Raw genomic sequence first — 26,129 nt, 5'->3', positions numbered from 1 at the left:
TCCGGCCGCGGCTCGCGCAGTGCGCGAATGCCGCCGTCCGGGGCGCGGGCGCCGCACGGGAGCTGTTATGTCTGGCTCGCCGGTTCCCTACGCGTTGTACGTACGGCCTGGCGAAAGTCTTCTGGTCAGTGCGCCGCCCGACCCAGGTGGCTCCCGAGTCCCAGGGCTGCGCTGCGACGACCGTCCTACGCGGAACCTGCACCTTCCGGCGCCTTCGCGGCGGCGGTTCCGGCGGCCTTGGGTGGGGCGGGCCGGACTGCCTCGCGGTCGGGCGCGAGCGGGTCGGTCACCGTGCCGGTCTCCTCGTCGAAGAGCCCCTGCGCCAGCCTGGTCACCGCTGCGGGGACCGGCGGCGCCAGGTCGGCCACAGCTTGGAGACCGGACAGGACGTCGTCAGGTCGAACGGCAGGCGTCACGTGCCGAACAACCAGCCGCAGTATCGCACAGGGCCCCTCCCCCGGCCTATCAGCCTGGGGACCGGCCACCTCCAGGGCGGCCACCGCACCCCTCGCGTCGAAGGTCCGCAGGCCGTTCTTCGTACGGCGCTCGACCTCGACGGACTCCGCGGCGAGGAAAGCGGACACGGCGTGTCCCGCTTCCCCGGGATCCACGCCGTCCAGCCGCAGCTCCCACACGGAAGCGGTCAACCGGTCGGCGAGTCCAGGTGTACGGGCCTCGACGGCGTCGATGATGTCGAGGCCGGCCGGGAGCGATTCGTCGAGCAGCAGGCGCAGCTTCTCGGGGTCACGCGTCTGCGTGAGGGCGATCTCCAGGAACTCGGCCTCACTGCCCGTGCCGGTGGGTGCGGCATTGGCGTACGACACCTTCGGGTGCGGGGTGAACCCGGCCGAGTACGCCATGGGCACCTCGGCGCGGCGCAGCGCCCGCTCGAAGGCACGCTGGAAGTCACGGTGGCTGGTGAACCGGAGGCGGCCGCGCTTGGTGTAGCGCAGTCGGATGCGCTGCACCGCCGGTGCGGGCGGCGGGCCTTCGGGCTGTCGCTTGCCCAGTGGTTCTTCTCCTCGGTGCGGGACGGTACGCGCTGACGCGCCGCCCTCGGACGTGCGGGTGACCCCGGATCCCGTCTCAGTCCCGCTCAGACCCACTGGTCTTGCACGAGGATTTCTGGAGTGCGGGCTCCGTGTCGGACACGATCGTTGTACTACCCAGAGTACGCGCCCGGACTCCCGGTGGTTCCACAGGCTCTGTCACGCGCGGTGGGCCGACCAGCGCCCGCCAGCTGTCGCGGCGGACCTGCCGGACGGTTTTCCGCGCGGCCCGCAGAGTGTCCGCGGTCACCCGGCCCGCCAGAACGGCGGCCCCCCGGGCCGGAGCCCAGAGGCTGTCACGCAGCCGGTGGCCGACCGGCACGCAGACATGGTGGTACACCCAACGGGCCGGGCGGCTCACAAAGTTCCGTACGAGCCGGACAAGGGCCCGGCCGATGGCACGCGAGACGTATCCGCCCATCTTCCAGGCGGCGGCGAACGCGGCGCCGATCTCCCGGGCGAGCGGGGCGAGGATCCTGACGAACACCCAGCGGAGGGGCGCGACGAGCAGAACGGACACCAGCCGGACCGCCGAGGCCAGGAGCGCGCGGACGGCGACCGCGAGACCGCGGCCGAGGGGGGCGAGCAGATTCCGGTACGCCCAGACCAGCGGCACTACCAGCCCGTACCGCACCACCGGCACCACCACGTAACGCCACACCACCACGCACGCCCCGACCAGGACGGCCTTCACCAGCCACCCCAGACCGCGCCCCAGCGGAATCAGCACCACCTCGTACAGCCGGACGAGGAGGCGGCCGACTGCCTGGGCGAGCCGTACGACGCCGCGGCCCATCGGCCTGATCACGTACCGGTACGCCCAGACCAGCGGCACTACCAGCCCGTACCGCACCACCGGCACCACCACGTAACGCCACACCGCCACGCACGCCCCGACCAGGACGGCCGTCACCAGCCACCGCAAACCGCGCCCCAGCGGAATCAGCACCAGCTCGTACAGCCGGACGAGTGGAATCACCACCAGCACCCGGCCGAGCCAGGCCAGCGCCCGGCCCAGTGGGCGCAGCGCCACGCGGTCGACCGCCTCGGCGACCACGCCGAGGGCGTCCCACACCACACGTACCGGCACGACGAGCAGCAGCACGACGATCCGTACCGGAAGGCGCACGGCCGCGATCAGGCAGCCCTCACCGGGCTCGTGGCGCGCCGGCGCCCGGTCGTCGCCGTACGCGCGGGACGGCTTGTTCGGTTCCATGAGAGAGAGGACGCCTCAGCCGGCCGTTCGGATCCAGTAGCGGAGTTTCCCGCCGCGCACATCCTCCAGGACCCCGCCGGCCGCCTCGATCACCTTTCGCGAGGGAGTGTTGTCGGTGTCGCACGTGACGAGGGCGGACTCGATACCGAGCGCGCGGGCCACGGGGAGCGCCTCGGCGAGCATAGCGGTCGCATGACCACGCCTGCGGGCGCCGGGGCGTACGGCGTAGCCGATGTGACCGCCGAGTTCGAGCAGGAACGGATTGAGCCGGTGACGGATGCTGAGGCGTCCGAGGAAGGTGTCGCCGTCCACGTACCAGAGGGTGGTGCTCGGGACCCAGCCCTCGACGCGCGGGGTCTCCTCCAGGGGCTCGGCGTTCAGCCGGTCCACGTAGGACGCGAAGATCTCGGGCCGGTGCCAGATGGCGGCGTACTCCGCCATCTCGTGCGCGAGCAGCGACCGCTCGTCGGCGCCTTCTTCGACGAACTCCTTCATCCCGTCGAGGAAGGAGGCGTGCAACCGGACGTCGGGGGCGATGAGCTGCGGCATCGGACCATTGTGCCGCCGTGCACCGGGGACCCGCCCGCCGGATGTGCACAAAGCCGGTCCGTACTCCCCCCGGAGAGGACGGAGCAGGGACCGGCCCGGCGCGTGAGCAGGATCAGCCGATGGGGGAGATGAAGGCGAGCACCGGGCCCGCACCGATCGGACTGGTGGCGGTCGACCAGGTGAACCACGCGCTCTTCTGCACCTGGCGGCTCTCGTTCCCGCCGACCGTCCGAATCTGCTTACCGTCGGCGGAGACCTCCACCACGAGGTTGATGTGATCGGCGTCGCCGTCGGTGAGGCTTCGGTCGGCGTCGTACAGCACCGCGTCGCCGACCTTGGGCGCGGAGGTGCGGTACGTGCCGTAGGCAAGGCCGTACTCACGGAAGCTGATCGCCCGCGCGTCGAGACGATTCGTGTGATCGACACCCGCGCCGGACCAGATGTACTGGCCGAATTCCGCGCACCAGGCACCGTTGTGATCGAAGTCGAAGTCGGAGAAGTTGTTCCCCACCTCGTTCTCCGCGGCACGGGCGATCGTCTGGCCCAGCTGGTTGACCACCTTGCAGGTGACCGTGGACGGAGCGGCGGACAGCAGGGTCTGCGTCCAGCCCTTCGCGTCGACCGGGTCGTCCGTGTGGTAGGTGATGTCGCTCCCGCTGCCGTCCGAGATGTCGGCGTCCTTGTACCAGTAGAGGCCACCGGCCGAGCTTCGCCCGTAGTAGTAGCCACCGCCGGGCGAGAGGAGCTGGTCGAAGTTGCTCCAGCCCTCTGCCTTCAGGGTGTCGCGCTTCCAGGCACGACCGATGATCTTGTAAGAGTAGAGCGCTCCGGCCTGAGTCGTGGCGAGCAGGCGGTCGTCACCGACAGCGGTGAGCGTCTTCAGCACGAAACCCTTGTCGATCTCGACCCGCTGGCCGATGTGCTGCGAGCCCTGCGGCTTGGGCTGGGAGACCAGGTACTGCATGAGCACACCCCCGGCCGTACCGTAGAGATGCCCGTAACCGTCGTAAGTGAGCTTGTCGTGTGTCCACCCGCTGTCCGCGATCTTCTCGACACCGGACAGCACAAGGGAGTTGTTGTTGGTCAGCACGTCCACGCGATACAGCGCACCCGCCGTCGACGTCACCAGCACCGTATTGAAGTTCAGGGTCGCCATGGCCTTCGGCGTGAACCCGAGTTCGGGACCGATCAGAGTCTTGAGTCGGTTGCCGGTAAGAGGGTCGATCGCCGAGTAGGTGAGCCGCCCATCGGCCAGCGTGCCGTAGATCGAGGCGGTGCCGGTGCAGGTCTCGGCGACCGGAGCGGCAGTGGCGGAGCCGGCGTTCGCGGTCATCAACCCCAGCGACATCGCCCCGGCGGCCAGGCCGACGAGGGTGGACCGCAGGGCGGGGATGAAACGGGCGGCGTTCGACATGGTCTGTCTCCTGGAAAAGGGCAGCCCGCATCACGGGCCGTGGTGAATGGATGAAGAGGCGCGGGCAGGGGCGCGGCCGGGAAGGGCGCGGGGGCTCAGTACCAGCCGATGGACTGGAAGTGGCTCCAAGCGGCGCAAGGAGAGCTGTAACGGCCGTCGATGTAGCTCAGGCCCCACTTGATCTGGGTGAGCGGATTGGACTTCCAGTCGTCACCGGCGGCATCCATCTTGTTGCCGGGCAGCGCCTGCGGAATTCCGTACGCACCGGAGGCCGGGTTCTGAGCGTTCCAGCGCCAGCCGCTCTCCCGGTCCCAGAGGCTCTCCAGGCAGGTCCACTGCGTGCCGTTGGCCCAAGCGGGGTCGTGTTCGTTCATCAACGTACGGCCGGCCGTCTTCACCTGAGCGATGTTGTCGCGGTCGACCGAACCCACGGACGTCGTGCAGGTGTAGGTCTCGGGCTGGGCGGACAGCAGAGTCTGGGTCCAGCCTCGCGTGTTCACCGGGTCGTCGAGGTGGTAGGAGATATCGGCCCCGGAACCGTCGGTGGGGTTGGCATCCTTGTACCAGTACATGGCGCCTGTGGGGAGCCTGCCGTAATACAGCCCTCCGCCCGGCGAGAGGAGCTGGTCGAAGCCCGACCAGCCGGTGGCCTTGAGTTGCGCACGCTGCCAGGAGCCCGTGTCGGAGATCTTGTAGTCGAGCAGCCGGCCGTCCGCGGTGGTAGCGCTGAGCCGGTCGTCCGCGGTCGCCGTGAGCGTTTTCAGGGTGAAGCCGGTACCGATCTCGGTGCGCTGGCCGATGTGCTGCGAGCCCTGCGGCTTGGGCTGCGAGACGTTGTAGCGCAGCAGCAGACCGGCTGCGGTGGTGCCGTAGAGATGCCCGTGGCCGTCGTAGGTGAGCTTGTCGTGCGTCCAGCCGCTGTCCGCGATCTTCTCGACACCGGACAGCGCAAGGGAGTTGTTGTTGGTCAGTACGTCCACGCGATACAGCGCACCCGCCGTCGACGTCACCAGCACCGTATTGAAGTTCAGGGTCGCCATGGCCTTCGGCGTGAACCCGAGCTGGGGACCGATGTGTACCTTGGCCAGATCGCCGTTGGCCGGGCGGATGCTGCTGTACGTCAGCGCACCGTCCGCCAGCGTGCCGTAGATGGAGACAGTTCCTGCGCATGTGGTGGCGGCTTCGGCGGGACCGGTGGTGACCGATGCCAGTCCGACGGCCAGAGCTCCGGCCAGAAAGACGCCGGCCGCTCTGCGACCCACGTTACGTATGTTCGTCATGTCCGTCCTCGGCGAGTGTCGAAAGCATCGGCAGGGATGAGCGGGCGTCGCGTGCGGTCAGTCGGCCGCTACTGCCAGATCACGTCCGAGACCGTGACCACCGGAGGCTTGTGCGCCACCGGGGCAGCGGCGCCGGCGCTCTGCGCCAGCAGCGGTGTTCCGAGGGCGAGGGCGGCGACCGCGGCTGCCTTGGCCAGGGGAGCGAGGAACATGACGGTTGGTCGCCTTTCAGCAGTTGGACGACGAGCCCCCGTAGGGTGCAAGTCCGATTCCGACCGGCAGTGCGTCCCGCGGTGACGCCGTTCCGTTCGGTGATCCATAGCTTCGTCGCAGCCCACCTCGGCAGGAAGAGCTTTCAGCTGGACCGAAAGGGCCTTGGACGGATGTGTCCAGGACATCGGGCAGGACCGGGCCCGAGCGGATCAGCTCCACCCGGGCGAAAGCGACAGTGGGCTCAGTGGCACACCCGCGCCCGCCAGCCGCACATGCCGCGTCTCCTCGCTTCCGGCAAGGATCCGTCGGCAGATGTGTATGGTCCGCGTCTCCGCGTCCTCCAGGCGGTCGGCCAGCAGGTAGAACCCGAGGGTGCACCGGGAAGGCGCTAGCCAATGCATCGAGACATGCTCGACACGATCCTCGGGATGCAACCCGGACCACACCAAGTCCCCTACTCGACAGGGCAATTCAGCACGACCGTCGGCTTCGAGCCGCGCGTGTACGAGATACATGCGTCCACGGTCCCAGCGTGGCCGCTCTCTTCTTTGCCGAGCGGAAGGACAATTGCGTCCATGGCCGGTTCCGACCAGCAATGCGATGATCGATGCCGACACACTTGTGCCTGGGGATCTCAGGGGGGAACACATGCTCAAGGCTCTGGGGCTGGACTCCGCAGCGGAGTCGGTCTACCGCGCCATGCTCATCCATCCGCAGTCCGGCGTCGCCGGACTGGTGGACGCCACGAAGCTATCGGAACAGGACATACGCCGCGCTCTTGACGTGCTGAGCGAGCTCGCTCTCGTACGACCGTCCTCGGAGAACACGGGACGGATAAGGGCCGTCTCGCCGGACATCGGGATGGAAATCCTGATGGCGCGCCAACAGGCCGAACTGGCGGCACAGCAGCAGCGCCTCGAGGCCTCACGTGCCGCCGCCGCGCAACTGATCTCGGAGTACGCGGAGCTGCAGCCCACGACCGCTCACCCCGGCGTGGAACATCTCCTCGGCCTGGACCGGATACGCGACCGGCTGGCCTCGTTGACCCGCGAGGTGACGGGGGAAGTTCTCTCCTTCGCCCCGGACGGCGCTCACACAGCCGAGGCGATGGCGGCGGCCAGACCGCTCAACGAGGGGCTCCTGGCCCGGAGGGTGCGTATGCGCACCATCTACCTCGACAGCGTCCGCAACAACAAGCCCACCATCGACCACGCGGGCTGGCTGCTGAAGCTGGGCGGACAGGTCCGTACCGTTCCCGCGCTTCCCACGCGCATGATCATCATGGACCGGTCCACCGCGGTGATCCCGGTCAACAGCGACGACACCGCGGCCGGCGCTGTGGTGCTGACCGGTCAGGGGACGCTGACGGCACTGTGCGCCCTGTTCGAATCGACCTGGACGGCTGCCCGGCCGCTGGGCGACGCCGTCACCGTACGGGGCCCGGACGGGCTCACCGGACAGCAGTCCGCCGCGATCCGGCTGCTGGCCGAAGGGCACACCGATGAGACCATCGCGAAGAGGCTGGGCGTCTCGACCCGTACCGCGCGGCGGATGGCTACGGAGCTGATGGAGCGGCTCGGTGCGCGCAGCCGGTTCGAGGCGGGCGTACGAGCCGTCCAGCAGGGCTGGCTTCCGGCCCGGCTCTGAAGCCGGGCCGGAAGGCCGGGGTCGCGGGTGCTACTTGACGACCGTCAGCGGGAGCAGCGTCTTGCCCGTCGGGCCGATTTGAATCGAGGTGTCCATCTGCGGGCAGACCCCGCAGTCGAAGCACGGCGTCCAGCGGCAGTCCTCGACCTCGGTCTCGTCGAGCGAGTCCTGCCAGTCGTCCCAGAGCCAGTCCTTGTCGAGCCCCGAGTCCAGGTGGTCCCAGGGCAGGACCTCCTCGTACGTGCGCTCACGCGTCGTGTACCAGTCGACGTCCACACCGGCTTCCGGGAGCGTCTTCGCGGCGGCCGCCATCCAGCGGTCGTACGAGAAGTGCTCGCGCCAGCCGTCGAAGCGGCCGCCGTCCTCGTAGACGGCCCGGATGACCGCGCCGACGCGCCGGTCGCCGCGCGAGAGCAGGCCCTCGACGATGCCGGGCTTGCCGTCGTGGTAGCGGAAACCGATCGAGCGGCCGTACTTCTTGTCGCCGCGGATCTTGTCGCGGAGCTTGGTCAGCCGGGCGTCGGTCTCTTCGGCGCTGAGCTGCGGCGCCCACTGGAACGGGGTGTGCGGCTTGGGCACGAACCCGCCGATGGACACCGTGCAGCGGATGTCGTTCTGGCCGGAGATCTTGCGGCCCTCGGCGATGACCTTGACCGCCATGTCGCCGATCTGCAGGACGTCCTCGTCGGTCTCGGTGGGCAGGCCGCACATGAAGTACAGCTTCACCTGCCGCCAGCCGTTGCCGTACGCCGTGGAGACCGTACGGATCAGGTCCTCCTCCGAGACCATCTTGTTGATGACCTTGCGCAGCCGCTCGGAGCCGCCCTCGGGGGCGAACGTCAGACCGGAACGGCGGCCGTTCCTGGTCAGTTCGTTCGCGAGGTCGACATTGAAGGCGTCGACGCGGGTGGAGGGGAGGGAGAGACCGACCTTGTCCTCCTCGTACCGGTCGGCGAGGCCCTTGGCGATGTCACCGATCTCGCTGTGGTCGGCGGAGGACAGGGAGAGCAGGCCGACCTCCTCGAAGCCGGTCGCCTTGAGACCCTTCTCGACCATCTCGCCGATGCCGGTGATGGAGCGCTCGCGCACCGGGCGGGTGATCATGCCGGCCTGGCAGAAGCGGCAGCCCCGGGTGCAGCCGCGGAAGATCTCGACGGACATCCGCTCGTGGACGGTCTCGGCGAGGGGGACGAGCGGCTGCTTGGGGTAGGGCCATTCGTCGAGGTCCATGACGGTGTGCTTGGACACCCGCCACGGCACGCCGGACTTGTTGGGTACGACGCGGCCGATGCGCCCGTCGGGCAGGTACTCCACGTCGTAGAAGGCCGGTACGTAAACGCCGCCGGTCTTCGCGAGCCGGAAGAGGACTTCCTCGCGGCCGCCGGGGCGGCCTTCCGCCTTCCAGGCACGGATGATGTCGGTGATCTGGAGCACGGCCTGTTCGCCGTCGCCGATGACCACGCAGTCGATGAACTCCGCGATCGGCTCGGGGTTGAAGGCGGCGTGGCCGCCCGCGAGCACGATGGGGTGGTCGACGGTGCGGTCCGCCGCGTTGAGCGGGATGCCGGCCAGGTCGAGCGCGGTCAGCATGTTGGTGTAGCCCAGCTCGGTGGAGAAGCTGAGCCCGAAGACGTCGAAGGCGCCGACGGGCCGGTGCGAGTCGACCGTGAACTGGGGCACCCGGTGCTCGCGCATCAGCTCTTCGAGGTCGGGCCAGACGCTGTAGGTGCGCTCGGCGAGCACGCCTTCGCGCTCGTTGAGCACCTCGTACAGGATCATGACGCCCTGGTTGGGCAGCCCGACCTCATACGCGTCCGGGTACATGAGCGCCCAGTGGACATCGCAGGAGTCCCAGTCCTTGACGGTGGAGTTGAGCTCACCGCCCACGTACTGGATCGGCTTCTGCACATGCGGGAGCAGGGCTTCGAGCTGCGGGAAGACCGATTCGGCAGGCATCACACGGAGATCTTTCGTGGACCGACAGAGGTGACCATCCAGCGTACCCCGCCACTCACCGGGTCAGCGCCGCCCGGCCTTTCCGGGCGGACGCCCTGGCCCACACCTTCGGCAGCCGCCGCTCACGGCTCGCGGCCTGCGCCTCCTCCTGTCCGTACAGCAGGCCCCAGACGAACGCGGTCTCGTCCGCCGCGTGGGCCTGGATCGCGAGGGTCCGCAGGGCGTCGCGGGCCACGACGCTGTCCTGGTGGTCGCCGAGGAGGTTCTGCACGGCCTTCATCCGTTTCGCGAAGCGCTTGGCGGGCTTGCCGAGGGCGGGCGTGGCCGCCTCCGCCGCGTACCGGACGCGCTTGCCGGCCTTCCGGGCGTTGTGCAGGGCGACGTCCCGCCCGGTGCCGGGCGGCAGCGCCAGGGCCTCCTCGATCCGACCCGCCAGCCGGTCGTAGTCCTTGAGGATCGCCCGGGGCAGCACCTTTCCCGGCGCCTTGGCCGCCCCGGGCCGCAGCGGCGGGTCGGCGAGCAGCGCGTCGAGGGTGTTCAGCAGGTTCAGGTAGCGCTCGCTGTCGAGGGTGGCGAGGGTGGTGCGCCGGGCGTCGTCCCGCAGGGCGACGTCCCAGAACCGCAGCCGGCCGCGTACCGGGCCGAGGAGCAGCGTCTCGGGGAGCGCGTCGAGCCGGGCTCCGAGCCGCTTGTCCAGGACCTCGTGGTCGCGGTCGATGCCCAGTTCGGCGGCGAGCCATTTGAGCTCGTCGGCGATCGGGTCGGTGACGGACCGGTCCAGGACCTTGCGGTACGTACGGAAGGCCGAGCGCATCCGCCGGCAGGCGACCCGCATCCGGTGCACGGAGTCCGGCAGGCCGCGGCGGACGGCGGGGTCCTGGGCGACGATGGCCTCGGCCTGCGCGCGCAGGTAGGCGAGCACATGGTCCCCGGCGGTGGCGGGGGCCGTGGCCTTGGCTCCGGCGGCCTTCGCTCCGACGCCGGGTGTGGCCTCGCCGGGTGTGGTCTCGCCGGGGGCCGTCTCGGCCAGTGCCCTGCCGAGCTTGGAGGCGATGGAGGCCGGGCGCAGGCCCGCCTCGCGGAGCTTGGTGTCCACGGCGTCGAGGAACGCGGGGTCGCCGTCGTCGGCGAGTTCCACCTCGACCTCGGTCCAGGAGGCGACGGTGACGGCGCCCTCGGTGAGGCGTTCGGCGTGGACCGCGTCGACGCTCACCTCGGCGAGCAGCGCGCCCCGCGTATCGAGCAGGTGCCGGATGTCCCGGGAGGTCCGCAGCCGTACGACGGGGGTGAGCGCGGTGCCGCGGACGCGGGAGCGGAGCAGTTCGGCCAGCTCGGCCGGGATGGTGTCGGCGAGCGGCGCCTGGATCTCGTCACGGACGCCGTCGGAGACGGGAATCTTGAGGTGCCAGCCCTCGTCGCCGCCGCCCGTGCGGCGCCGCAGTGTCAGGGAGCCGGCGTTGAGGCGCAGGTCGGAGGTGTCGTAATAGACCGCGTCGAGCGCGACGACGCCCTGGCCGGAGACCGCCGAGACGCCGCTGACCAGGGTCAGGTCCGGTAGCCGTGGCTGGTAGGGGGCGTCCGGACGCTCGGGGAGTTCGTACTTTCGTTCGATCTCACGCTTGGTGTCGGCCATACAACGAATCTAACCGGAACGGCGGCATCCAATCAGGACGCCGCCGTTCCGGTGAAGAGAGCCCTCAGGCCGTGACCGGTCTCTGCACCCGGATCGACTGGAGCAGTCCGACGGCGATCCAGACGGCGAACATCGAGGTGCCTCCGTACGACACGAACGGCAGCGGCAGACCCGCCACCGGCATGATGCCGAGCGTCATCCCGATGTTCTCGAAGGCCTGGAACGCGAACCAGGCGATGATCCCGGCCGCGACGATCGTGCCGTACAGCTCGGTCGTCTCGCGCGCGATCCGGCAGGCACGCCACAGGACGACGCCGAGCAGCAGCAGGATCAGGCCCGCGCCGACGAAGCCCAGCTCCTCGCCGGCGACCGTGAAGACGAAGTCGGTCTGCTGCTCGGGCACGAACTGCCCGGTCGTCTGAGAGCCCTTGAAGAGCCCGGTGCCGGTGAGACCGCCGGAGCCGATCGCGATGCGCGCCTGGTTGGTGTTGTAGCCGACGCCCGCCGGGTCGAGATTCGGGTTGGCGAAGGCCGCGAAGCGGTTGATCTGGTACTCGTCGAGCACCCCGAGCGCCGCGACCGCGACGGCTCCGAGCACCCCCGCGCCGACCAGCCCGAAGATCCAGCGGTTGGCCGCGCCGGAGGCCAGCAGCACGGCCAGCACGATGACCGCCATGACCATGACCGAGCCGAGGTCCGGCATCAGCATGACGATCGCCATCGGGAGTATGGCCAGCCCGAGGGATTTGGCCACCGTGCGGTGGTCGGGATGGTCCTGGTCACCGGCGTCCACCCGGGCCGCCAGCACCATCGCCATCCCCAGGATGATCGTGATCTTGACGAACTCCGACGGCTGGAGCGAGAAGCCGCCGCCGACCACGATCCAGGCGTGAGCGCCGTTGATGGTCGCGCCGAGGGGCGTGAGGACCGCCAGGACGAGGACGATGGACAGCCCGTAGAGCACCGGGACCGCCCCCCGCAGGGTGCGGTGGCCCAGCCAGATCGTCCCGATCATCACGGTGAACCCGATGCCCGTGTTGAGGAGGTGGCGGAAGAGGAAGTAGTACGGGTCGCCCTGGTTGAGCTGGGTGCGGTTACGGGTCGCCGACCAGACCAGCAGAGAGCCGATGAACGACAGGGCCAGTGCCGAGAAGAGCAGCGGCCAGTCGAGCCTGCGCATCATCGAGTCGCGGGCCGAGAGCCGCGCCCACGTCCCGCGTTCCGGACCGTATCCGGAGACGGAGAAGCCACTTGTGCCGGCCATGGCTCAGTCCCTCCGGGTCGGGAGGACGGGGCCGCCCGCCACCACTTGCTCGGCCGGGACGTCCTTCTCCGGCTCGTACGGACGGACCTTCGGCGCGTCGATCGAACCGTCCGGCTGGATCGGGGGCAGCGCGGTGCGCGGCTGGGGCATCAGGGCCTTCTTGAGGTTCTGCTTGCCCTGGGCGTTCAGCCCGTACATCGCTTCGTAGATCTTGCGCACGGCGGGCCCCGACGCTCCGGAACCCGTACCGCCCTGGGAGATCGTCATCACGATCGTGTAGTCCTTGGTGTACGAGGCGAACCAGGAGGTCGTCTGCTTGCCGTAGACCTCGGCCGTACCCGTCTTGGCGTGCATCGGGATCTTGTCCTGGGGCCAGCCGCCGAAGCGCCAGGCCGCGGAGCCGGTGGTCGCGACCCCCGCGAGGGCCTTGTCGATGTCGTCGCGCGTGCTGCCCTTGAACGGCAGCTTGCCGTGGGACTTGGGCGCGATCTCCTCGACCCGCTTGCCGTCGGCGCTGACGACCGCCTTGCCGATCGTGGGGTCGTAGAGGGTGCCGCCGTTGGAGATGGCGGAGTAGATCGTCGCCATCTGTATCGGCGTGACGAGCGTGTCACCCTGCCCGATGGAGTAGTTGACGGAGTCACCGGCGCGCATCCGGTTGCCTTCCAGGCAGCCTTCGTACGCGATCTGCTCGACGTACGTGCCGCCGCGCTTGCCCTGCTTGCACCAGGCGGCCTTGTTGGCCTCCCAGAAGTTCTGCTTCCACTGACGGTCCGGGACCCGGCCGGTGACCTCGTTGGGCAGGTCGATGCCGGTCTCCTTGCCGAGACCGAACTGATGGGCCGTCTTGTAGAACCAGTCGTTGGGGTGCTTCTTCGGCTTGTTGCCGCCGTCCTTCTGCCACTCCTTGTGCGCGATCCCGTAGTAGACGGTGTCGCAGGAGACCTCCAGGGCCTTGCCGATGGTGATGCTGCCGTACCCCTGGGACTCGAAGTTCTTGAAGACCTGGCTGCCGACGTTGTACGAACTCGGGCAGGGGTAGTTGCCGTTGAAGGGGTAGCCGGCGTTGACCGCGGCGGTCGAGGAGATGACCTTGAAGATCGAGCCGGGGGCCGCCTGGCCCTGGATGGCCCGGTTCAGCAGCGGGAAGTTCGACTTCTTGCCGGTCAGCTTGTTGTAGTCCTTGACGGTGATGCCGCCGACCCACGCGTTCGGGTCGTAGTCCGGCAGCGAGGCCATCGCCACGACCCGGCCGGTCTTCGCCTCCATGACGACGACGGCGCCGGAGTCCGCCTTGTAGAGCTGGTTGGTGTTGCGGTCCATCTCCTTGCGGGCGACCTTCATCGCACCGTCCAGCTCGTACTCGGCGACCGCCTGCACACGGGCGTCGATGGAGGTGACGACGTTCGCGCCGGGCTGGGCGTCGTCGCTCTGCGCCCGGCCGATGACGCGCCCGAGGTTGTCGACCTCGTACCGGGTGATGCCCGCCTTGCCGCGCAGTTCCTTGTCGTACGTGCGTTCCAGACCGGAGCGGCCGACCTGGTCGGAGCGGAGATACGGCGACGCGGTGTCCTGTGCCTTGGTGATCTCGTCGTCGGTGACGGGCGAGAGGTAGCCGAGCACCTGAGCGGTCTTGGCCAGCCCCGGCTCGGTGTAGCGCCGCACGGCGGTGGGCTCCGCGGTGATGCCGGGGAAGTCCTCCGTGCGCTCGCGGATCTGCAGCGCCTGCTGGGTGGTGGCCTCGTCGGTCACCGGGATCGGCTGGTAGGGCGAACCGTTCCAGCAGGGCTGGGGGGTCTTCGCGTCGCAGAGCCGGACCTTGTCGATGACGTCCTTCGGCTTCATCCCGAGGACATCGGCGAGCCGGGTCAGGACGGCCTTGCCGTCGTCCGGCATCTTCATCAGGTCGGTGCGGCTGGCGGAGACCACGAGCCTGGTCTCGTTGTCGGCGAGCGGGACACCCCGGGAGTCGAGGATCGAGCCGCGGACGGCCGGCTGGACGACCTGCTGTACGTGGTTGTTCTTGGCCTCGTCCGTGTACTCCTGGCCGTTGCGCACCTGGAGGTACCAGAGCCGGCCGCCGAGGGTGAGCAGCAGGGAGAAGACGAGGACCTGGATGACGACGAGCCGGATCCGCACCCGGGGCGTGCGCCCGGTCTCCGGGATGTTGCTCAACTTGACCCCCCACGGGTGGTACGGCCTGACGGTGGCTGCGGGCTCACAGGCGCTTGACCCCCTTGATCCGCCCGGCGCGTGCGGCGCGGTTCCTGGCGGCCTTGACCCGCAGTCCGCCGCGCTGGCCGCCGATCCGCAGACCGGTGCCGGTGGCGAGCCAGCCGGCGGCGACGTCGGCGCCGCTGTTGCCGCTCGTGGAATCGGACAGCGGATTGTTGTCGGCGCGTCTGGCCAGCCACATGATCAGCGGGACGGTGAACGGCGCGAGCAGCAGATCGTAGAGGGCCGCGGTGAACAGCAGGCTGCCGAGGCCGACATGGCGGGCGGCGGTGTCGCCGACGAGGGCGCCCACTCCCGCGTACAGCAGCGTCGAGCCGACCGCCGCCGAGACGACCGCGGTCATCGGGACGAGCGCCGACTTGAGCTGCCCGTTCTCGGGGCGGACGAGGCCCGCCAGATAGCCGATCAGACAGAGCACCAGGGCATAGCGGCCCGCGGCGTGGTCGGCGGGCGGGGCCAGGTCGGCCAGCAGGCCCGCGCCGAAGCCGATGAACGCGCCGCTGACGTGCCCGTACACAAAGGCCAGGGCGAGCACGACGAGCAGCATCAGATCGGGGACGGCGCCGGGGAGCTGGAGTCTGGCGAGGACGGACACCTGGATGACCAGGGCTACCACGACCAGCGTGGCCGAGAGCAGCATCCGGTTGAAGCGCATGGGGATCAGCTCTACTCCTGCTCGTCTGTCCGGCCGTTCCCGGTGCCGGTACCGCCGTCGTTCAGCGGGGCGTTGGCGTTCGGCGACGGGGTGACCGTGACGGTGACGGTGGGCGTGGGGACGGGTTTGGACTTGGGCGGCAGCACCGTGTCGCGCGGATTCTCCCGGGGGGCCTCGACGACGATGCCGACGATGTCGAGCTTGGTGAAGCCGACGAACGGGCGTACGTAGACGGTCCGGGTGAGGTCGCCGCCGGACGGGTCGACGCGGACGACCTCACCGACCGGGACGCCCGGTACGAAGGGCCTGTCCTTGCTGGAACCGAAGGTGACGAGCCGGTCGCCCTTCTTCACCTTGGCCTTGCCGTTGAGCAGCTGGACGGAGAGCGGACGGTCGCCCTGGCCGGTGGCGAAGCCGAGTTCGTCGGACTTCTCCATCCGGGTGCCGACGGTGAAGTCCGGGTCGTTGGCCAGCAGGACGGTCGCGGTGTGCGGGCCGACGGTGGTGACCCTGCCGACCAGGCCGTCCCCGTTGAGGACGGTCATGTCGCGCTGGATGCCGTCGTTGGCGCCGATGTCGAGGGTGACGGTCCAGGAAAAGCCCTGGGCCGCTCCTATCGCGATGACCTCGGCGCCCTTGATCCCGTACTGGCCCGCGCCCGCCTTCGCGAGCATCTTGTCGAGTTGGCGTACCCGGCTGCTGTTGCGGTCGTCGCTGCCGAGCCGCTGCTTGAGCGCGGTGTTCTCCTGCTGCAGAGCGGCGATGCGGTCGTGCCGTGTGCCGGAGTCCCGTACGGCTCCGACGGCGTCCCCGACCGGGTTGACCGCGGAGGCGACACCGTTCTCCACCGGTCCGAGGACAGTGGCGGCGACCCGCCGCGCGCCGTCGACCGGGGATTCCTCACCTCCGCGGATATCGACGGTGATCAGGGCGAACGCGATGGCGATCAGCAGCACCAGGAGCAGACGGCTCTCTCGGGTGTCCCTCACGTGCGGCGGCCGTGCCTTCCTCGTAGGAATGATTCTGGCGGTATAGCGCGGTATATCAACGATCCGCCGTACGGGCGATTCAGGCCCCGTACGGCGGATTCGGGCATTCCGTCATCGGCGGGGCTGCGCGTCCAGAACCTGCTGGAGCGCTTCGAACTCCTCGACACACTTACCGGCGCCCAGCGCGACGGAATCCAGCGGATTCTCCGCGATATGGATGGGCATTCCGGTCTCCCGGCGCAGCCGTTCGTCGAGGCCGCGCAGGAGCGCGCCGCCACCGGTGAGCACGATGCCGCGGTCCATCACATCCCCGGACAGTTCCGGCGGGCACTTGTCGAGCGTCGTCTTCACGGCGTCGACGATCGCGTTGACCGGTTCCTCGATGGCCTTGCGGACCTCGGCCGCGGAGATGACCACGGTCTTCGGCAGTCCGGAGACCAGGTCCCGGCCACGGATCTCGGTGTGCTCGTCCTTGTCGAGGTCGTACGCCGAGCCGATGGTCAGCTTGATGCTCTCGGCTGTCCGCTCGCCGAGCAGGAGGGAGTACTCCTTCTTGATGTGCTGGATGATCGAGCTGTCCAGCTCGTCACCGGCGACCCGGATGGACTGCGCCGTGACGATGCCGCCGAGGGAGATGACGGCGACCTCGGTGGTGCCACCGCCGATGTCGACGACCATGTTGCCGGTGGCCTCGTGGACGGGAAGCCCGGACCCGATGGCCGCGGCCATGGGCTCCTCGATGATGTGCACCTGGCGCGCGCCGGCCTGGGTGGACGCCTCGATGACGGCGCGGCGCTCGACTCCCGTGATGCCGGAGGGCACACAGACGACGACCCGCGGGCGGGCCAGGTAGCGGCGCTTGTGGATCTTCAGGATGAAGTAGCGCAGCATGCGCTCGGTGATCTCGAAGTCGGCGATCACACCGTCCTTGAGCGGCCGGACGGCCACGATGTTGCCGGGCGTCCGGCCGATCATCTTCTTCGCTTCGGCGCCGACCGCGAGGATGCCGCCCGTGTTGGTGTTGATGGCGACCACGGACGGCTCGTTGAGTACGATCCCCCGGCCCCTGACGTACACCAGCGTGTTGGCGGTCCCGAGGTCGACAGCCATGTCACGGCCGATGAACGACATGTTGTTCCCCATGAGGATGCGTCTGGCCTTCCCAAATCGAGCGTTGACGGCTTTTCAGGATGGCGAAGTGGGTGCTTTGGCTTGAAGGCTTCCATCGTAGTGCCGCCTGCACGGCGGCGGCGCGGTGGCCCACCTCAGTAAGGGTGACGATGTTTCGGACCGATGCGTTCCCGGAATGGGCCTTCATATGCCCAAAGGCGACCGAATTACTTCGGTCGCCTCAGAGCATCAGCGCCGTTCGGCTGACAAGCGGTCAGGAAAGACCCGGGAAGAAAATCTTCAGTTCCCGAATGGCGGACTCCTCGGAGTCCGAGGCGTGGATGAGATTCTCCCGGACGATGGAGCCGAAGTCCCCCCGGATGGACCCGGGCGCCGCGGCGATCGGGTCAGTCGGACCGGCGAGCGCGCGAACGCCCTCGATCACGCGCTCGCCGTCGACGACGAGGGCGACGACCGGGCCCGAGGCCATGAAGGCGACCAGCGGCTCGTAGAAGGGCTTGCCCTGGTGCTCGCCGTAGTGCTGCTCCAGCGTCTCCTGGTCGAGCGTCCGCAGCTCCAGCGCGCTGATGGTCCAGCCCGCCTTGCGCTCGATACGGCCGATGATCTCGCCCACGAGTCCGCGCCTGACCGCGTCGGGCTTAAGAAGGACGAGAGTGCGCTGGGTCATGGTGTACGGCTCCTTGCAGGCAAAAGTGTGCGGTGAGGTGAGATTACCGGGAGCCGGTGATCTCATAGCACCCGGACCTCACCGGACCCCGCGCGGGCCCGGCGCTACCGCGCTTCGGACCCCGCTTCGGCCCCCGCTTCGGCTTGGGCGCCGCCCTGTGCCGCGGCCTGGGCGGCCCAGCGCGCCTTCACCTCGTCGATCTTCCGGCCGTAGTGCACCGAGGCCCACCACAGTCCCGCGAAGGCCGCGCCCAGGAAGAACATCGTCGGCACCACGAAACCGCTGGCGATCAGCGCGATCTGGAGCGCCCAGCCGAGCTGGATGCCCCCGGGACGGGTGATCATCCCGCAGAGCAGTACGGACAGCAGCATCGCGGCACCGCAGACGGTCCAGACCGTCCCGGCGGACAGGTCGTCCGACTTCATCGCGACCAGACCGGCGAAGCCGATCACGAAGAATTCGCCGATCAGGGTGGAGGCACAGAGTGTACGCATGGGGTCAGCGCCTCCTCAGGAGCAGCCGGGCCTCGCCGACCGTGATCACCGAACCGGTCACCAGCACACCGGCCCCGGCGAACTCGTCCTCTTCCTCCGCCAGCGTGATCGCCGCCTCCAGCGCGTCGTCGAGACGCGGTTCGACCTGCACCCGGTCATCGCCGAAGATCTCGACGGCCACGGCGGCCAGCTCGTCCGCGCTCATCGCGCGCTCGCTGGAATTCTCCGTGACGACCAGCTCCGCGCAGATCGGCTCCAGCGCTTCGAGGACCCCGCGCACGTCCTTGCCCTCGCTGGCTCCGACCACACCGATCAGCCGGCTGAAGCCGAACGACTCGGTGACGGCGGCGGCCGCCGCGCGCGCACCCGCCGGATTGTGCGCGGCGTCCAGCACCACGGTCGGCGAGCGCCGTACGACTTCGAGCCGGCCGGGCGAGGAGACCGAGGCGAACGCCTTGCGGACCGTGTCCATGTCGAGCGAGCGGGCCTGCTCGGCGCCGATACCGAAGAACGCCTCCACGGCGGCGAGCGCCACCGCCGCGTTGTGCGCCTGGTGGGCGCCGTACAGCGGGAGGAAGACCTGCTCGTACTCACCGCCGAGGCCGCGCAGGGTCAGCAGCTGACCGCCGACCGCGACCTCGCGGGCGACCACGCCGAACTCCATGCCCTCCCGCGCGACCGTCGCGTCCACGTCGACGGCCTTCTTGAGCATCACCTGGGCGGCGTCCACCGGCTGCTGGGCCAGGATGACCGTGGCGCCCGGCTTGATGATCCCGGCCTTCTCACCGGCGATCTCGCCCGGCGAGGTGCCGAGCCGGTCCGTGTGGTCCAGGTCGATCGGGGTGACCACGGCGACCGACGCGTCGATGACGTTCGTCGCGTCCCAGGTGCCGCCCATGCCGACCTCGACGACGCCGACGTCCACCGGCGCGTCGGCGAAGGCCGCGTAGGCCATGCCGGTCAGCACCTCGAAGAAGGAGAGCCGGTGCTCCTGCCCGCCGTCGACCAGGTCGACGAACGCCTTGATGTCCTCGTACGTCTCGATGAACCGCTCGGCGGAGATCGGGGCGCCGTCCAGACTGATCCGCTCGGTGACGGACTGGACGTGCGGGCTGGTGTACCGGCCGGTGCGCAGCTCGAACGCGCCGAGCAGCGCCTCGATCATGCGGGCGGTGGACGTCTTTCCGTTGGTCCCGGTGATGTGGATCGTGGGATAGGCGCGCTGGGGGTCGCCCAGCACATCCATCAGCGCCTCGATCCTGCCCAGCGACGGGTCGAGCTTCGTCTCGCCCCAGCGGGCCGCGAGCTCCTGCTCCACGGCTCGCAGCGCCTTGTCCACCTCCGGATCCGCGGGGCGGCCCGGCACGTCGTCGGTCGCCGAAGGACCGGACTGGGCACGCAGCGTACGGCTGCCGGCCTCGATCACCGCAAGATCGGGGTCGCGTTCTGTCTCGGCGCCGACGATCTCATCGAAATCGTCGTGTTCACCGGGCTGGTCGGAAGGACGGGGCTCGCTCACGGGACCAGTCTACGGAGCGCCACCGACAGCGGTCGCGCCGCCGTCGACCGCACAGCACGGATCCCCCCTGACCGGGCAGGTCAGGGGGGATCCGTGCTGTGCGGTGTCGTCCGTACGAGTGTCAGGTGCCGGGTCCGGACTTCCAGGCCGGGACTTCCGGGTCGGAAGTTCCAGGGTCGGGGACTTCCAAGGTCAGGAGCCCCAGCTCCGGGAGGCCGGTCCCGTCCTGTCAGCCCTGGGGCAGGCCCGCCAGCTGCGCGGTCAGCCGCTCGATGTCCGCGTCGGCCTTGGTGAGCCGGGCGCGGATCTTCTCGACGACCTTGTCCGGGGCCTTCGCGAGGAACGCCTCGTTGCCGAGCTTCGCGGTCGCCTCCGCCTTCTCCTTCTCGGCGGCGCCCAGGTCCTTCGTCAGCCGCTTGCGCTCCGCCTCGACGTCGATGGTGCCGGACAGGTCCAGCGCCACCGTCGCGCCGGCGACCGGCAGGGTCGCCGTCGCCTGGAAGCCGTCGCCCTCGGGCTGGAGCCGCAGCACCTGACGGATGGCCGCCTCGTGCGCGGCGAGCCGCGTGCCCGACAGGTCCAGCCGGGCCGGGACCTTCTGGCCGGGCTGGAGACCCTGGTCCGAACGGAAGCGGCGGACCTCGGTGATCACCTGCTGGAGGTTCTCGATCTCCTGCTCGGCGGCCGTGTCGCGGAAGCCGCTGTCGGCGGGCCAGTCGGCGATGACGACCGACTCCTTGCCGGTGAGCGTGGTCCACAGCGTCTCGGTGACGAACGGGACGATCGGGTGCAGCAGCCGCAGGGTGACGTCGAGGACCTCGCCGAGGACCCGTCCGGAGACCTTCGCGGGCTCGCCGCCCTCGAAGAAGGTGGTCTTGGAGAGCTCGACGTACCAGTCGAAGACCTCGTCCCACGCGAAGTGGAAGAGGGAGTCGGACAGCTTCGCGAACTGGTAGTCCTCGTAGTACGCGTCAACCTCGGCGACCACGGCGCCCAGCCGCGACAGGACCCACCGGTCGGTGGCGGACATGTCGGCGGCGTCGGGCAGCGGGCCCTCGACCGTCGCACCGTTCATCATCGCGAAGCGCGTGGCGTTCCAGATCTTGTTCGCGAAGTTCCGCGAGCCCTGGACCCAGTCCTCGCCGATCGGCACGTCGACGCCGGGGTTGGCGCCGCGCGCGAGCGTGAAGCGGACCGCGTCCGAGCCGTACTTGTCCATCCAGTCCAGCGGGTTGACCGCGTTGCCGAAGGACTTCGACATCTTCTTGCCGAACTGGTCACGGACCATGCCGTGCAGCGCGATGGTGTGGAACGGCGGCGTGCCGTCCATCGCGTACAGGCCGAACATCATCATCCGGGCGACCCAGAAGAAGAGGATGTCGTAGCCGGTGATCAGGACCGAGTTCGGGTAGAACTTCTCGACGCTCGGGGTCTGTTCGGGCCAGCCGAGCGTGGAGAACGGCCACAGCCCGGAGGAGAACCAGGTGTCCAGGACATCCGTGTCCTGCGTCCAGCCCTCGCCGGTCGGCGCCTCCTCGTCGGGACCGACGCAGACGGTCTCGCCGTTCGGCCCGTACCAGACCGGGATGCGGTGACCCCACCACAGCTGCCGCGAGATGCACCAGTCGTGGAGGTTGTCGACCCAGCCGAAGTAGCGGGACTCCATCTCCTTCGGGTGGATGGCGACCCGGCCGTCACGGACGGCGTCGCCCGCCTCCTTCGCGAGCGGCGCGACCTTGACCCACCACTGGAGGGACAGCCGGGGCTCGATGGTCGTCTTGCAGCGCGAGCAGTGCCCGACGGAGTGGGTGTACGGGCGCTTCTCGGCGACGATCCGGCCCTCGGCCCGCAGCGCGGCGACGATGGCGCTGCGCGCCTCCATCCGGTCCAGGCCCTGGAAGGGGCCGGGCACGGTGATCACGGCGCGCTCGTCCATGACCGTGATGTTCGGCAGGTTGTGCCGCCGGCCGATCTCGAAGTCGTTCGGGTCGTGCGCCGGGGTCACCTTGACCGCGCCCGTGCCGAACTCCGGGTCGACGTGCGTGTCGGCGACGACCGGGATCGTACGGTCGGTGAGCGGCAGCTTGATCTGCCTGCCGACGAGGTGCGCGTAGCGCTCGTCGTCGGGGTGGACGGCGATGGCCGTGTCACCCAGCATCGTCTCGGCGCGCGTCGTCGCGACGACGAGGGTGTCCTCTCCTTCGCCGTACTTCAGCGAGACCAGCTCACCGTCGTCGTCCTGGTACTCCACCTCGATGTCGGAGATGGCCGTGAGGCAGCGCGGGCACCAGTTGATGATGCGCTCGGCGCGGTAGATCAGCTCGTCGTCGTACAGCTTCTTGAAGATGGTCTGGACGGCCCTGGACAGGCCCTCGTCCATGGTGAAGCGCTCACGGGACCAGGCGACGCCGTCCCCGAGCCGCTTCATCTGCCCGGAGATCTGCCCGCCGGACTCGCCCTTCCACTGCCAGACGCGCTCGACGAACGCCTCGCGCCCGAGGTCGTGGCGCGACTTGCCTTCCTTGCCCAGCTCGCGTTCGACGACGTTCTGCGTGGCGATACCGGCGTGGTCCATGCCCGGCTGCCACAGCGTCTCGTACCCCTGCATGCGCTTGCGGCGGGTGACGGCGTCGATCAGCGTGTGTTCGAAGGCGTGCCCGAGGTGCAGGCTGCCGGTGACGTTCGGCGGCGGGATGACGACGGTGAAGGGAGGCTTGTCGCTCTTCTCGTCCGCTTCGAAGTAACCGCGGTCCACCCAGCGCTCGTACAGCTTCCCCTCCACCTCGGCCGGCGCGTACTGGGTCGGCAGTTCGGGGTTGCTGGCTGGCTGCTGCTGAGAGTTCTCGGTCACCCGCTCAGTTTAGAGGTGTCGCGGCTCCGTACTGAAACGGGATATCCCGGTTACGGCCCCGCCCCACCGCCCCGCACAGGCGGCCCCTCCGACAGGATGTTCGGAACGCGTCAGTATCTGGAGGGGACAGAGCACATGAGCAGCAACCAGCCGGGCCCGTACGGTGGTCAGCCGCCGCAGCCTGGTCCGTACGGACAGCCGGGACCTTACGGCCAACCGGGTCCTTATGGCCGGCAGCCGCCGCAGGGCCAGCCGCAGCCCGGCTACGGTTACCCGCCTCCGCCGGGCGTGCCCGGCAGGCCCAACCCGTACAGCCAGCCTGCGCAGCCCAACCCGTACAGCCAGCCCGGCCCGTACGGCCAGCCCGGTCAGCCCGGTCAGCCCGGTCAGCCGCCGCAGCAGCCTCCGTACGGCGGCGGCCCGTTCCCGCCCGCTCCGCCCGCCGCGCCCAGGAAGAAGACGGGCCTGATCATCGGCGCGGCCGCGGTGGCGCTCGTGGTGATCGCCGCCGCGGCGTACCTCCTGACCTCCGGCGGCGGCTCGGACGACGGCCCGCACAAGCTGACGACGCCGGACACGGTGATCGGCGGAACGTTCCAGCAGGAGAAGAGCAACGGCGGCACCGGCATGACCGACAGTGATCTCCGGGACGCCGAGAAGTGGGGGGTGAAGAACGCCGAGGACGCGGGCGCCAGCTACAGCAGCGCCGACAAGGCCCTCAACTTCCTCGGTGTCTACGGGCAGATCGACGACCCGGAGAAGACCGTCGACGCCATGTTCGCCTACGTGCAGGCGAAGACCAAGGAGGGCGGCGAGGACGCGGGCGTGCTGGTGGGCACGCCCACGGTGTTCACGCCGGAGGGCCTGGACGGCGCCGTCCTGAAGTGCCAGGAGCTCACCCTCGCGGACCCCGCCGCGGCCGCCGGCGGCGCCGCGGCTCAGCAGGGCTTCACCGTCCCCTTCTGCATCTGGGGCGACGGCAGCACCATCGCCTACGTCACCGTGATCGACCAGGCGACGATGACGACGGGCAAGGCACTCCCGCTCAAGGACGCCGCCGACATCGCGGCGAAGCTCCGCGCCGACGTCCGCGTGAAGCGGTAACGGGGCTCAGGCTCAGGTCTCAAGGTTCAGGGCTCAAGGTTCAGGGCTCAAGGTTCAGGGCTCAGCGAACAGCACAGGGGGCGCCCGGCCGGTCGGAACCGGCCGGGCGCCCCCTGTGCTGACGGGTGCGACCGCTACGCGGACTTCTCGTGGCGGCCGTCGTTCTTCACGATCCTCGGCTCACGCGGAACCAGCGTCGGGTTCACGTGCGAGTGGACGACATCCTCCGTGATAACCACGCGCGCCACGTCCTTGCGGGACGGGACCTCGTACATCACCGACATCAGGACCTCTTCCATGATGGCCCGCAGACCACGCGCGCCGGTGCCCCGCAGGATCGCCTGATCGGCGATGGCCTCCAGCGCCGGACGGTCGAACTCCAGCTCCACGCCGTCGAGTTCGAAGAGGCGCTGGTACTGCTTCACCAGCGCGTTGCGCGGCTCGACGAGGATCTGCAGCAGGGCCTCGCGGTCTAGGTTGTGCACCGAGGTCAGGACGGGCAGCCGGCCGATGAACTCCGGGATCATCCCGAACTTCACCAGGTCCTCCGGCATGACCTCCTGGAACTGGTCGCTCGCCTCGATCTCGCGCTTCGAACGGATCGTCGCGCCGAAGCCGATGCCCTTGGCACCCGCCCGCGACTCGATGATCCGCTCCAGCCCGGAGAAGGCACCGCCGACGATGAACAGCACGTTCGTCGTGTCGATCTGGATGAACTCCTGGTGCGGGTGCTTGCGGCCGCCCTGCGGCGGGACCGAAGCGGTGGTGCCTTCCAGGATCTTCAACAGGGCCTGCTGGACGCCCTCGCCGGAGACATCACGCGTGATCGACGGGTTCTCGCTCTTGCGGGCGACCTTGTCGATCTCGTCGATGTAGATGATCCCGGTCTCGGCCTTCTTGACGTCGTAGTCGGCCGCCTGGATCAGCTTCAGCAGGATGTTCTCGACGTCCTCGCCGACATAGCCGGCCTCCGTCAGCGCCGTCGCGTCCGCGATGGCGAACGGGACGTTCAGCATGCGCGCCAGCGTCTGCGCGAGGAGCGTCTTGCCGGAGCCCGTCGGGCCCAGCAGCAGAATGTTGGACTTCGCGAGTTCGATCGCGTCGTCACGGCCCGCCCCGCCGCCGTTCTCGCCGGCCTGGACGCGCTTGTAGTGGTTGTAGACCGCTACCGAGAGGGCCTTCTTCGCGGGCTCCTGCCCGACGACGTACCCCTCGAGGAACTCGTAGATCTCGCGCGGCTTGGGAAGTTCTTCCCACCGCACCTCGGAGGTCTCCGCGAGCTCTTCCTCGATGATCTCGTTGCAGAGGTCGATGCACTCGTCGCAGATGTACACACCGGGACCTGCGATGAGCTTCTTCACCTGCTTCTGGCTCTTCCCACAGAACGAGCACTTGAGCAGGTCGCCGCCATCACCGATGCGTGCCACGAGGTGCTTCCCCTTCGCCTGGGAGCAGCCTGGTTCAGCAGCTCCTGTGCCTCATATCCGACGGTACCTTGCCCGGGCCCCCGTTCGGGCCCCCCTTGGCGCGGTTCACGTGGTCGGGCGACCGCGTGGGACCGCGCCAAGGCGCCGGGTGTTTCAGGCGGCCGCAGCTGCCGTCGTCTTGCGGGTCGACACGATCTGGTCGACCAGGCCGTACGCGAGCGCGTCCTCGGCGGTCAGGATCTTGTCGCGCTCGATGTCGTCGCGGACCTTCTCGATCGGCGTCGTCGAGTGCTTGGCCAGCATGTTCTCCAGCTGCGCGCGCATCCGGAGGATCTCGTTGGCCGCGATCTCCAGGTCGGAGAGCTGCTCGCGGCCGGTCTGGCTGGACGGCTGGTGGATGAGGACGCGCGCGTTCGGCAGGGCCAGTCGCTTGCCGGGGGTACCGGCGGCGAGCAGCACGGCGGCGGCGGAGGCGGCCTGTCCCATGCACACGGTCTGGATGTCCGGCTTCACGAACTGCATCGTGTCGTAGATGGCGGTGAGCGCCGTCATCGAGCCGCCGGGGCTGTTGATGTAGATCGAGATGTCGCGGTCCGGGTCCATCGACTCCAGGCAGAGCAGCTGGGCCATGACGTCGTTGGCGGACGCGTCGTCGATCTGCACGCCGAGGAAGATCACGCGCTCCTCGAAGAGCTTCGCGTACGGGTCGTACTCGCGCACACCCTGCGACGTGCGCTCCACGAAGCGCGGCACGATGTAACGGTTGTCCACCTGCGGGCCGGTGTAGAGGCCGCTCGCGGAGTAGTTGTTCATGTGGGTGTTCACCATCCTGTGAC

Annotated in this window: 21 protein-coding genes; 2 read left to right on the top strand and 19 right to left on the bottom strand. The window is 69.1% G+C overall.

All coding sequences use genetic code 11. From position 1 onward, the window contains the following. Positions 1-185: 185 nt before the first annotated feature. The 6 genes from ACIBAE_RS05750 to ACIBAE_RS05725 all read right to left on the bottom strand — a co-directional run bounded on the left by ACIBAE_RS05750 (position 186) and on the right by ACIBAE_RS05725 (position 5,720). Positions 186-968: a TIGR03936 family radical SAM-associated protein gene (locus tag ACIBAE_RS05750; protein ID WP_399282535.1), complete on the bottom strand. Its 783-nt coding sequence runs from the start codon at positions 966-968 to the stop codon at positions 186-188. Between the two features lie 118 nt (positions 969-1,086). After that, the gene (locus tag ACIBAE_RS05745; RefSeq protein WP_399282534.1) at positions 1,087-2,265 is read right to left on the bottom strand and encodes a hypothetical protein; all 1,179 of its coding nucleotides are present in this window, start codon (positions 2,263-2,265) and stop codon (positions 1,087-1,089) included. Positions 2,266-2,280: 15 nt separating this feature from the next. Continuing rightward, on the bottom strand, positions 2,281-2,814 hold the full coding sequence (locus ACIBAE_RS05740) for a GNAT family N-acetyltransferase (RefSeq protein ID WP_399282533.1): 534 nt from the start codon (positions 2,812-2,814) through the stop codon (positions 2,281-2,283). Between the two features lie 112 nt (positions 2,815-2,926). Then, positions 2,927-4,228 carry a CHAP domain-containing protein gene (locus ACIBAE_RS05735; protein ID WP_399282532.1) on the bottom strand — a complete coding sequence of 434 codons (1,302 nt, stop codon included), beginning with the start codon at positions 4,226-4,228 and terminating at the stop codon, positions 2,927-2,929. Positions 4,229-4,323: 95 nt separating this feature from the next. Next, positions 4,324-5,508: a tachylectin-related carbohydrate-binding protein gene (locus tag ACIBAE_RS05730; RefSeq protein WP_399282531.1), complete on the bottom strand. Its 1,185-nt coding sequence runs from the start codon at positions 5,506-5,508 to the stop codon at positions 4,324-4,326. A gap of 68 nt (positions 5,509-5,576) precedes the next feature. Next, a complete protein-coding gene (locus tag ACIBAE_RS05725) occupies positions 5,577-5,720 on the bottom strand; it encodes a hypothetical protein (RefSeq protein ID WP_399282530.1) in 144 nt (47 codons plus the stop codon). A gap of 649 nt (positions 5,721-6,369) precedes the next feature. On the opposite strand from ACIBAE_RS05725, the gene ACIBAE_RS05720 reads away from it, so the two are divergent. Continuing rightward, a complete protein-coding gene (locus tag ACIBAE_RS05720; protein ID WP_399282529.1) occupies positions 6,370-7,368 on the top strand; it encodes a LuxR C-terminal-related transcriptional regulator in 999 nt (332 codons plus the stop codon). Between the two features lie 30 nt (positions 7,369-7,398). Here ACIBAE_RS05720 and ACIBAE_RS05715 read toward each other — a convergent pair whose 3' ends face one another. The 11 genes from ACIBAE_RS05715 to ACIBAE_RS05665 form a co-directional block, all read right to left on the bottom strand. Further along, positions 7,399-9,324 (bottom strand): TIGR03960 family B12-binding radical SAM protein, encoded by a 1,926-nt coding sequence (locus tag ACIBAE_RS05715; protein ID WP_399282527.1) that lies wholly within the window; start codon positions 9,322-9,324, stop codon positions 7,399-7,401. A gap of 55 nt (positions 9,325-9,379) precedes the next feature. After that, positions 9,380-10,957, bottom strand: a complete 1,578-nt coding sequence (locus ACIBAE_RS05710) for a CHAD domain-containing protein (RefSeq protein WP_399282526.1) — start codon at positions 10,955-10,957, stop codon at positions 9,380-9,382. A 64-nt stretch (positions 10,958-11,021) separates the two neighbouring features. Then, positions 11,022-12,221, bottom strand: a complete 1,200-nt coding sequence (gene rodA / locus ACIBAE_RS05705) for a rod shape-determining protein RodA (RefSeq protein ID WP_399282525.1) — start codon at positions 12,219-12,221, stop codon at positions 11,022-11,024. Between the two features lie 3 nt (positions 12,222-12,224). Then, a complete protein-coding gene (mrdA, locus tag ACIBAE_RS05700) occupies positions 12,225-14,396 on the bottom strand; it encodes a penicillin-binding protein 2 (RefSeq protein WP_399282524.1) in 2,172 nt (723 codons plus the stop codon). Positions 14,397-14,439: 43 nt separating this feature from the next. Continuing rightward, positions 14,440-15,111 carry a rod shape-determining protein MreD gene (gene mreD / locus ACIBAE_RS05695; RefSeq protein WP_399282523.1) on the bottom strand — a complete coding sequence of 224 codons (672 nt, stop codon included), beginning with the start codon at positions 15,109-15,111 and terminating at the stop codon, positions 14,440-14,442. A gap of 11 nt (positions 15,112-15,122) precedes the next feature. Then, positions 15,123-16,100, bottom strand: coding sequence for a rod shape-determining protein MreC (mreC, locus tag ACIBAE_RS05690; protein ID WP_399282522.1), 978 nt, complete (start codon positions 16,098-16,100; stop codon positions 15,123-15,125). 111 nt (positions 16,101-16,211) lie between these two features. Continuing rightward, positions 16,212-17,231 carry a rod shape-determining protein gene (locus ACIBAE_RS05685; RefSeq protein WP_399282521.1) on the bottom strand — a complete coding sequence of 340 codons (1,020 nt, stop codon included), beginning with the start codon at positions 17,229-17,231 and terminating at the stop codon, positions 16,212-16,214. A 253-nt stretch (positions 17,232-17,484) separates the two neighbouring features. Continuing rightward, positions 17,485-17,898: a nucleoside-diphosphate kinase gene (ndk, locus tag ACIBAE_RS05680; protein ID WP_399282520.1), complete on the bottom strand. Its 414-nt coding sequence runs from the start codon at positions 17,896-17,898 to the stop codon at positions 17,485-17,487. A gap of 104 nt (positions 17,899-18,002) precedes the next feature. Next, positions 18,003-18,392, bottom strand: a complete 390-nt coding sequence (locus tag ACIBAE_RS05675; RefSeq protein WP_399282519.1) for a DUF4233 domain-containing protein — start codon at positions 18,390-18,392, stop codon at positions 18,003-18,005. Between the two features lie 4 nt (positions 18,393-18,396). After that, positions 18,397-19,911: a bifunctional folylpolyglutamate synthase/dihydrofolate synthase gene (locus tag ACIBAE_RS05670; RefSeq protein ID WP_399282518.1), complete on the bottom strand. Its 1,515-nt coding sequence runs from the start codon at positions 19,909-19,911 to the stop codon at positions 18,397-18,399. Between the two features lie 229 nt (positions 19,912-20,140). Then, entirely contained in the window at positions 20,141-22,762 is a 2,622-nt protein-coding gene (locus ACIBAE_RS05665) for a valine--tRNA ligase (protein WP_399282517.1), read from the bottom strand. 135 nt (positions 22,763-22,897) lie between these two features. Between ACIBAE_RS05665 and ACIBAE_RS05660 the strand changes: the two genes are divergently transcribed. Beyond that, positions 22,898-23,866 carry a hypothetical protein gene (locus ACIBAE_RS05660; RefSeq protein ID WP_399282516.1) on the top strand — a complete coding sequence of 323 codons (969 nt, stop codon included), beginning with the start codon at positions 22,898-22,900 and terminating at the stop codon, positions 23,864-23,866. A 134-nt stretch (positions 23,867-24,000) separates the two neighbouring features. Here ACIBAE_RS05660 and clpX read toward each other — a convergent pair whose 3' ends face one another. Further along, on the bottom strand, positions 24,001-25,293 hold the full coding sequence (gene clpX, locus ACIBAE_RS05655) for an ATP-dependent Clp protease ATP-binding subunit ClpX (RefSeq protein WP_399282515.1): 1,293 nt from the start codon (positions 25,291-25,293) through the stop codon (positions 24,001-24,003). A gap of 153 nt (positions 25,294-25,446) precedes the next feature. After that, on the bottom strand, positions 25,447-26,121 hold the full coding sequence (locus ACIBAE_RS05650; protein WP_399282514.1) for an ATP-dependent Clp protease proteolytic subunit: 675 nt from the start codon (positions 26,119-26,121) through the stop codon (positions 25,447-25,449). Between the last annotated feature and the right edge of the window lie 8 nt (positions 26,122-26,129).

Source organism: Streptomyces sp. NPDC051569, from assembly GCF_044454085.1.
Classification (GTDB): Bacteria; Actinomycetota; Actinomycetes; order Streptomycetales; family Streptomycetaceae; genus Streptomyces.
This window is presented reverse-complemented; position numbering and strand designations above follow the sequence as displayed.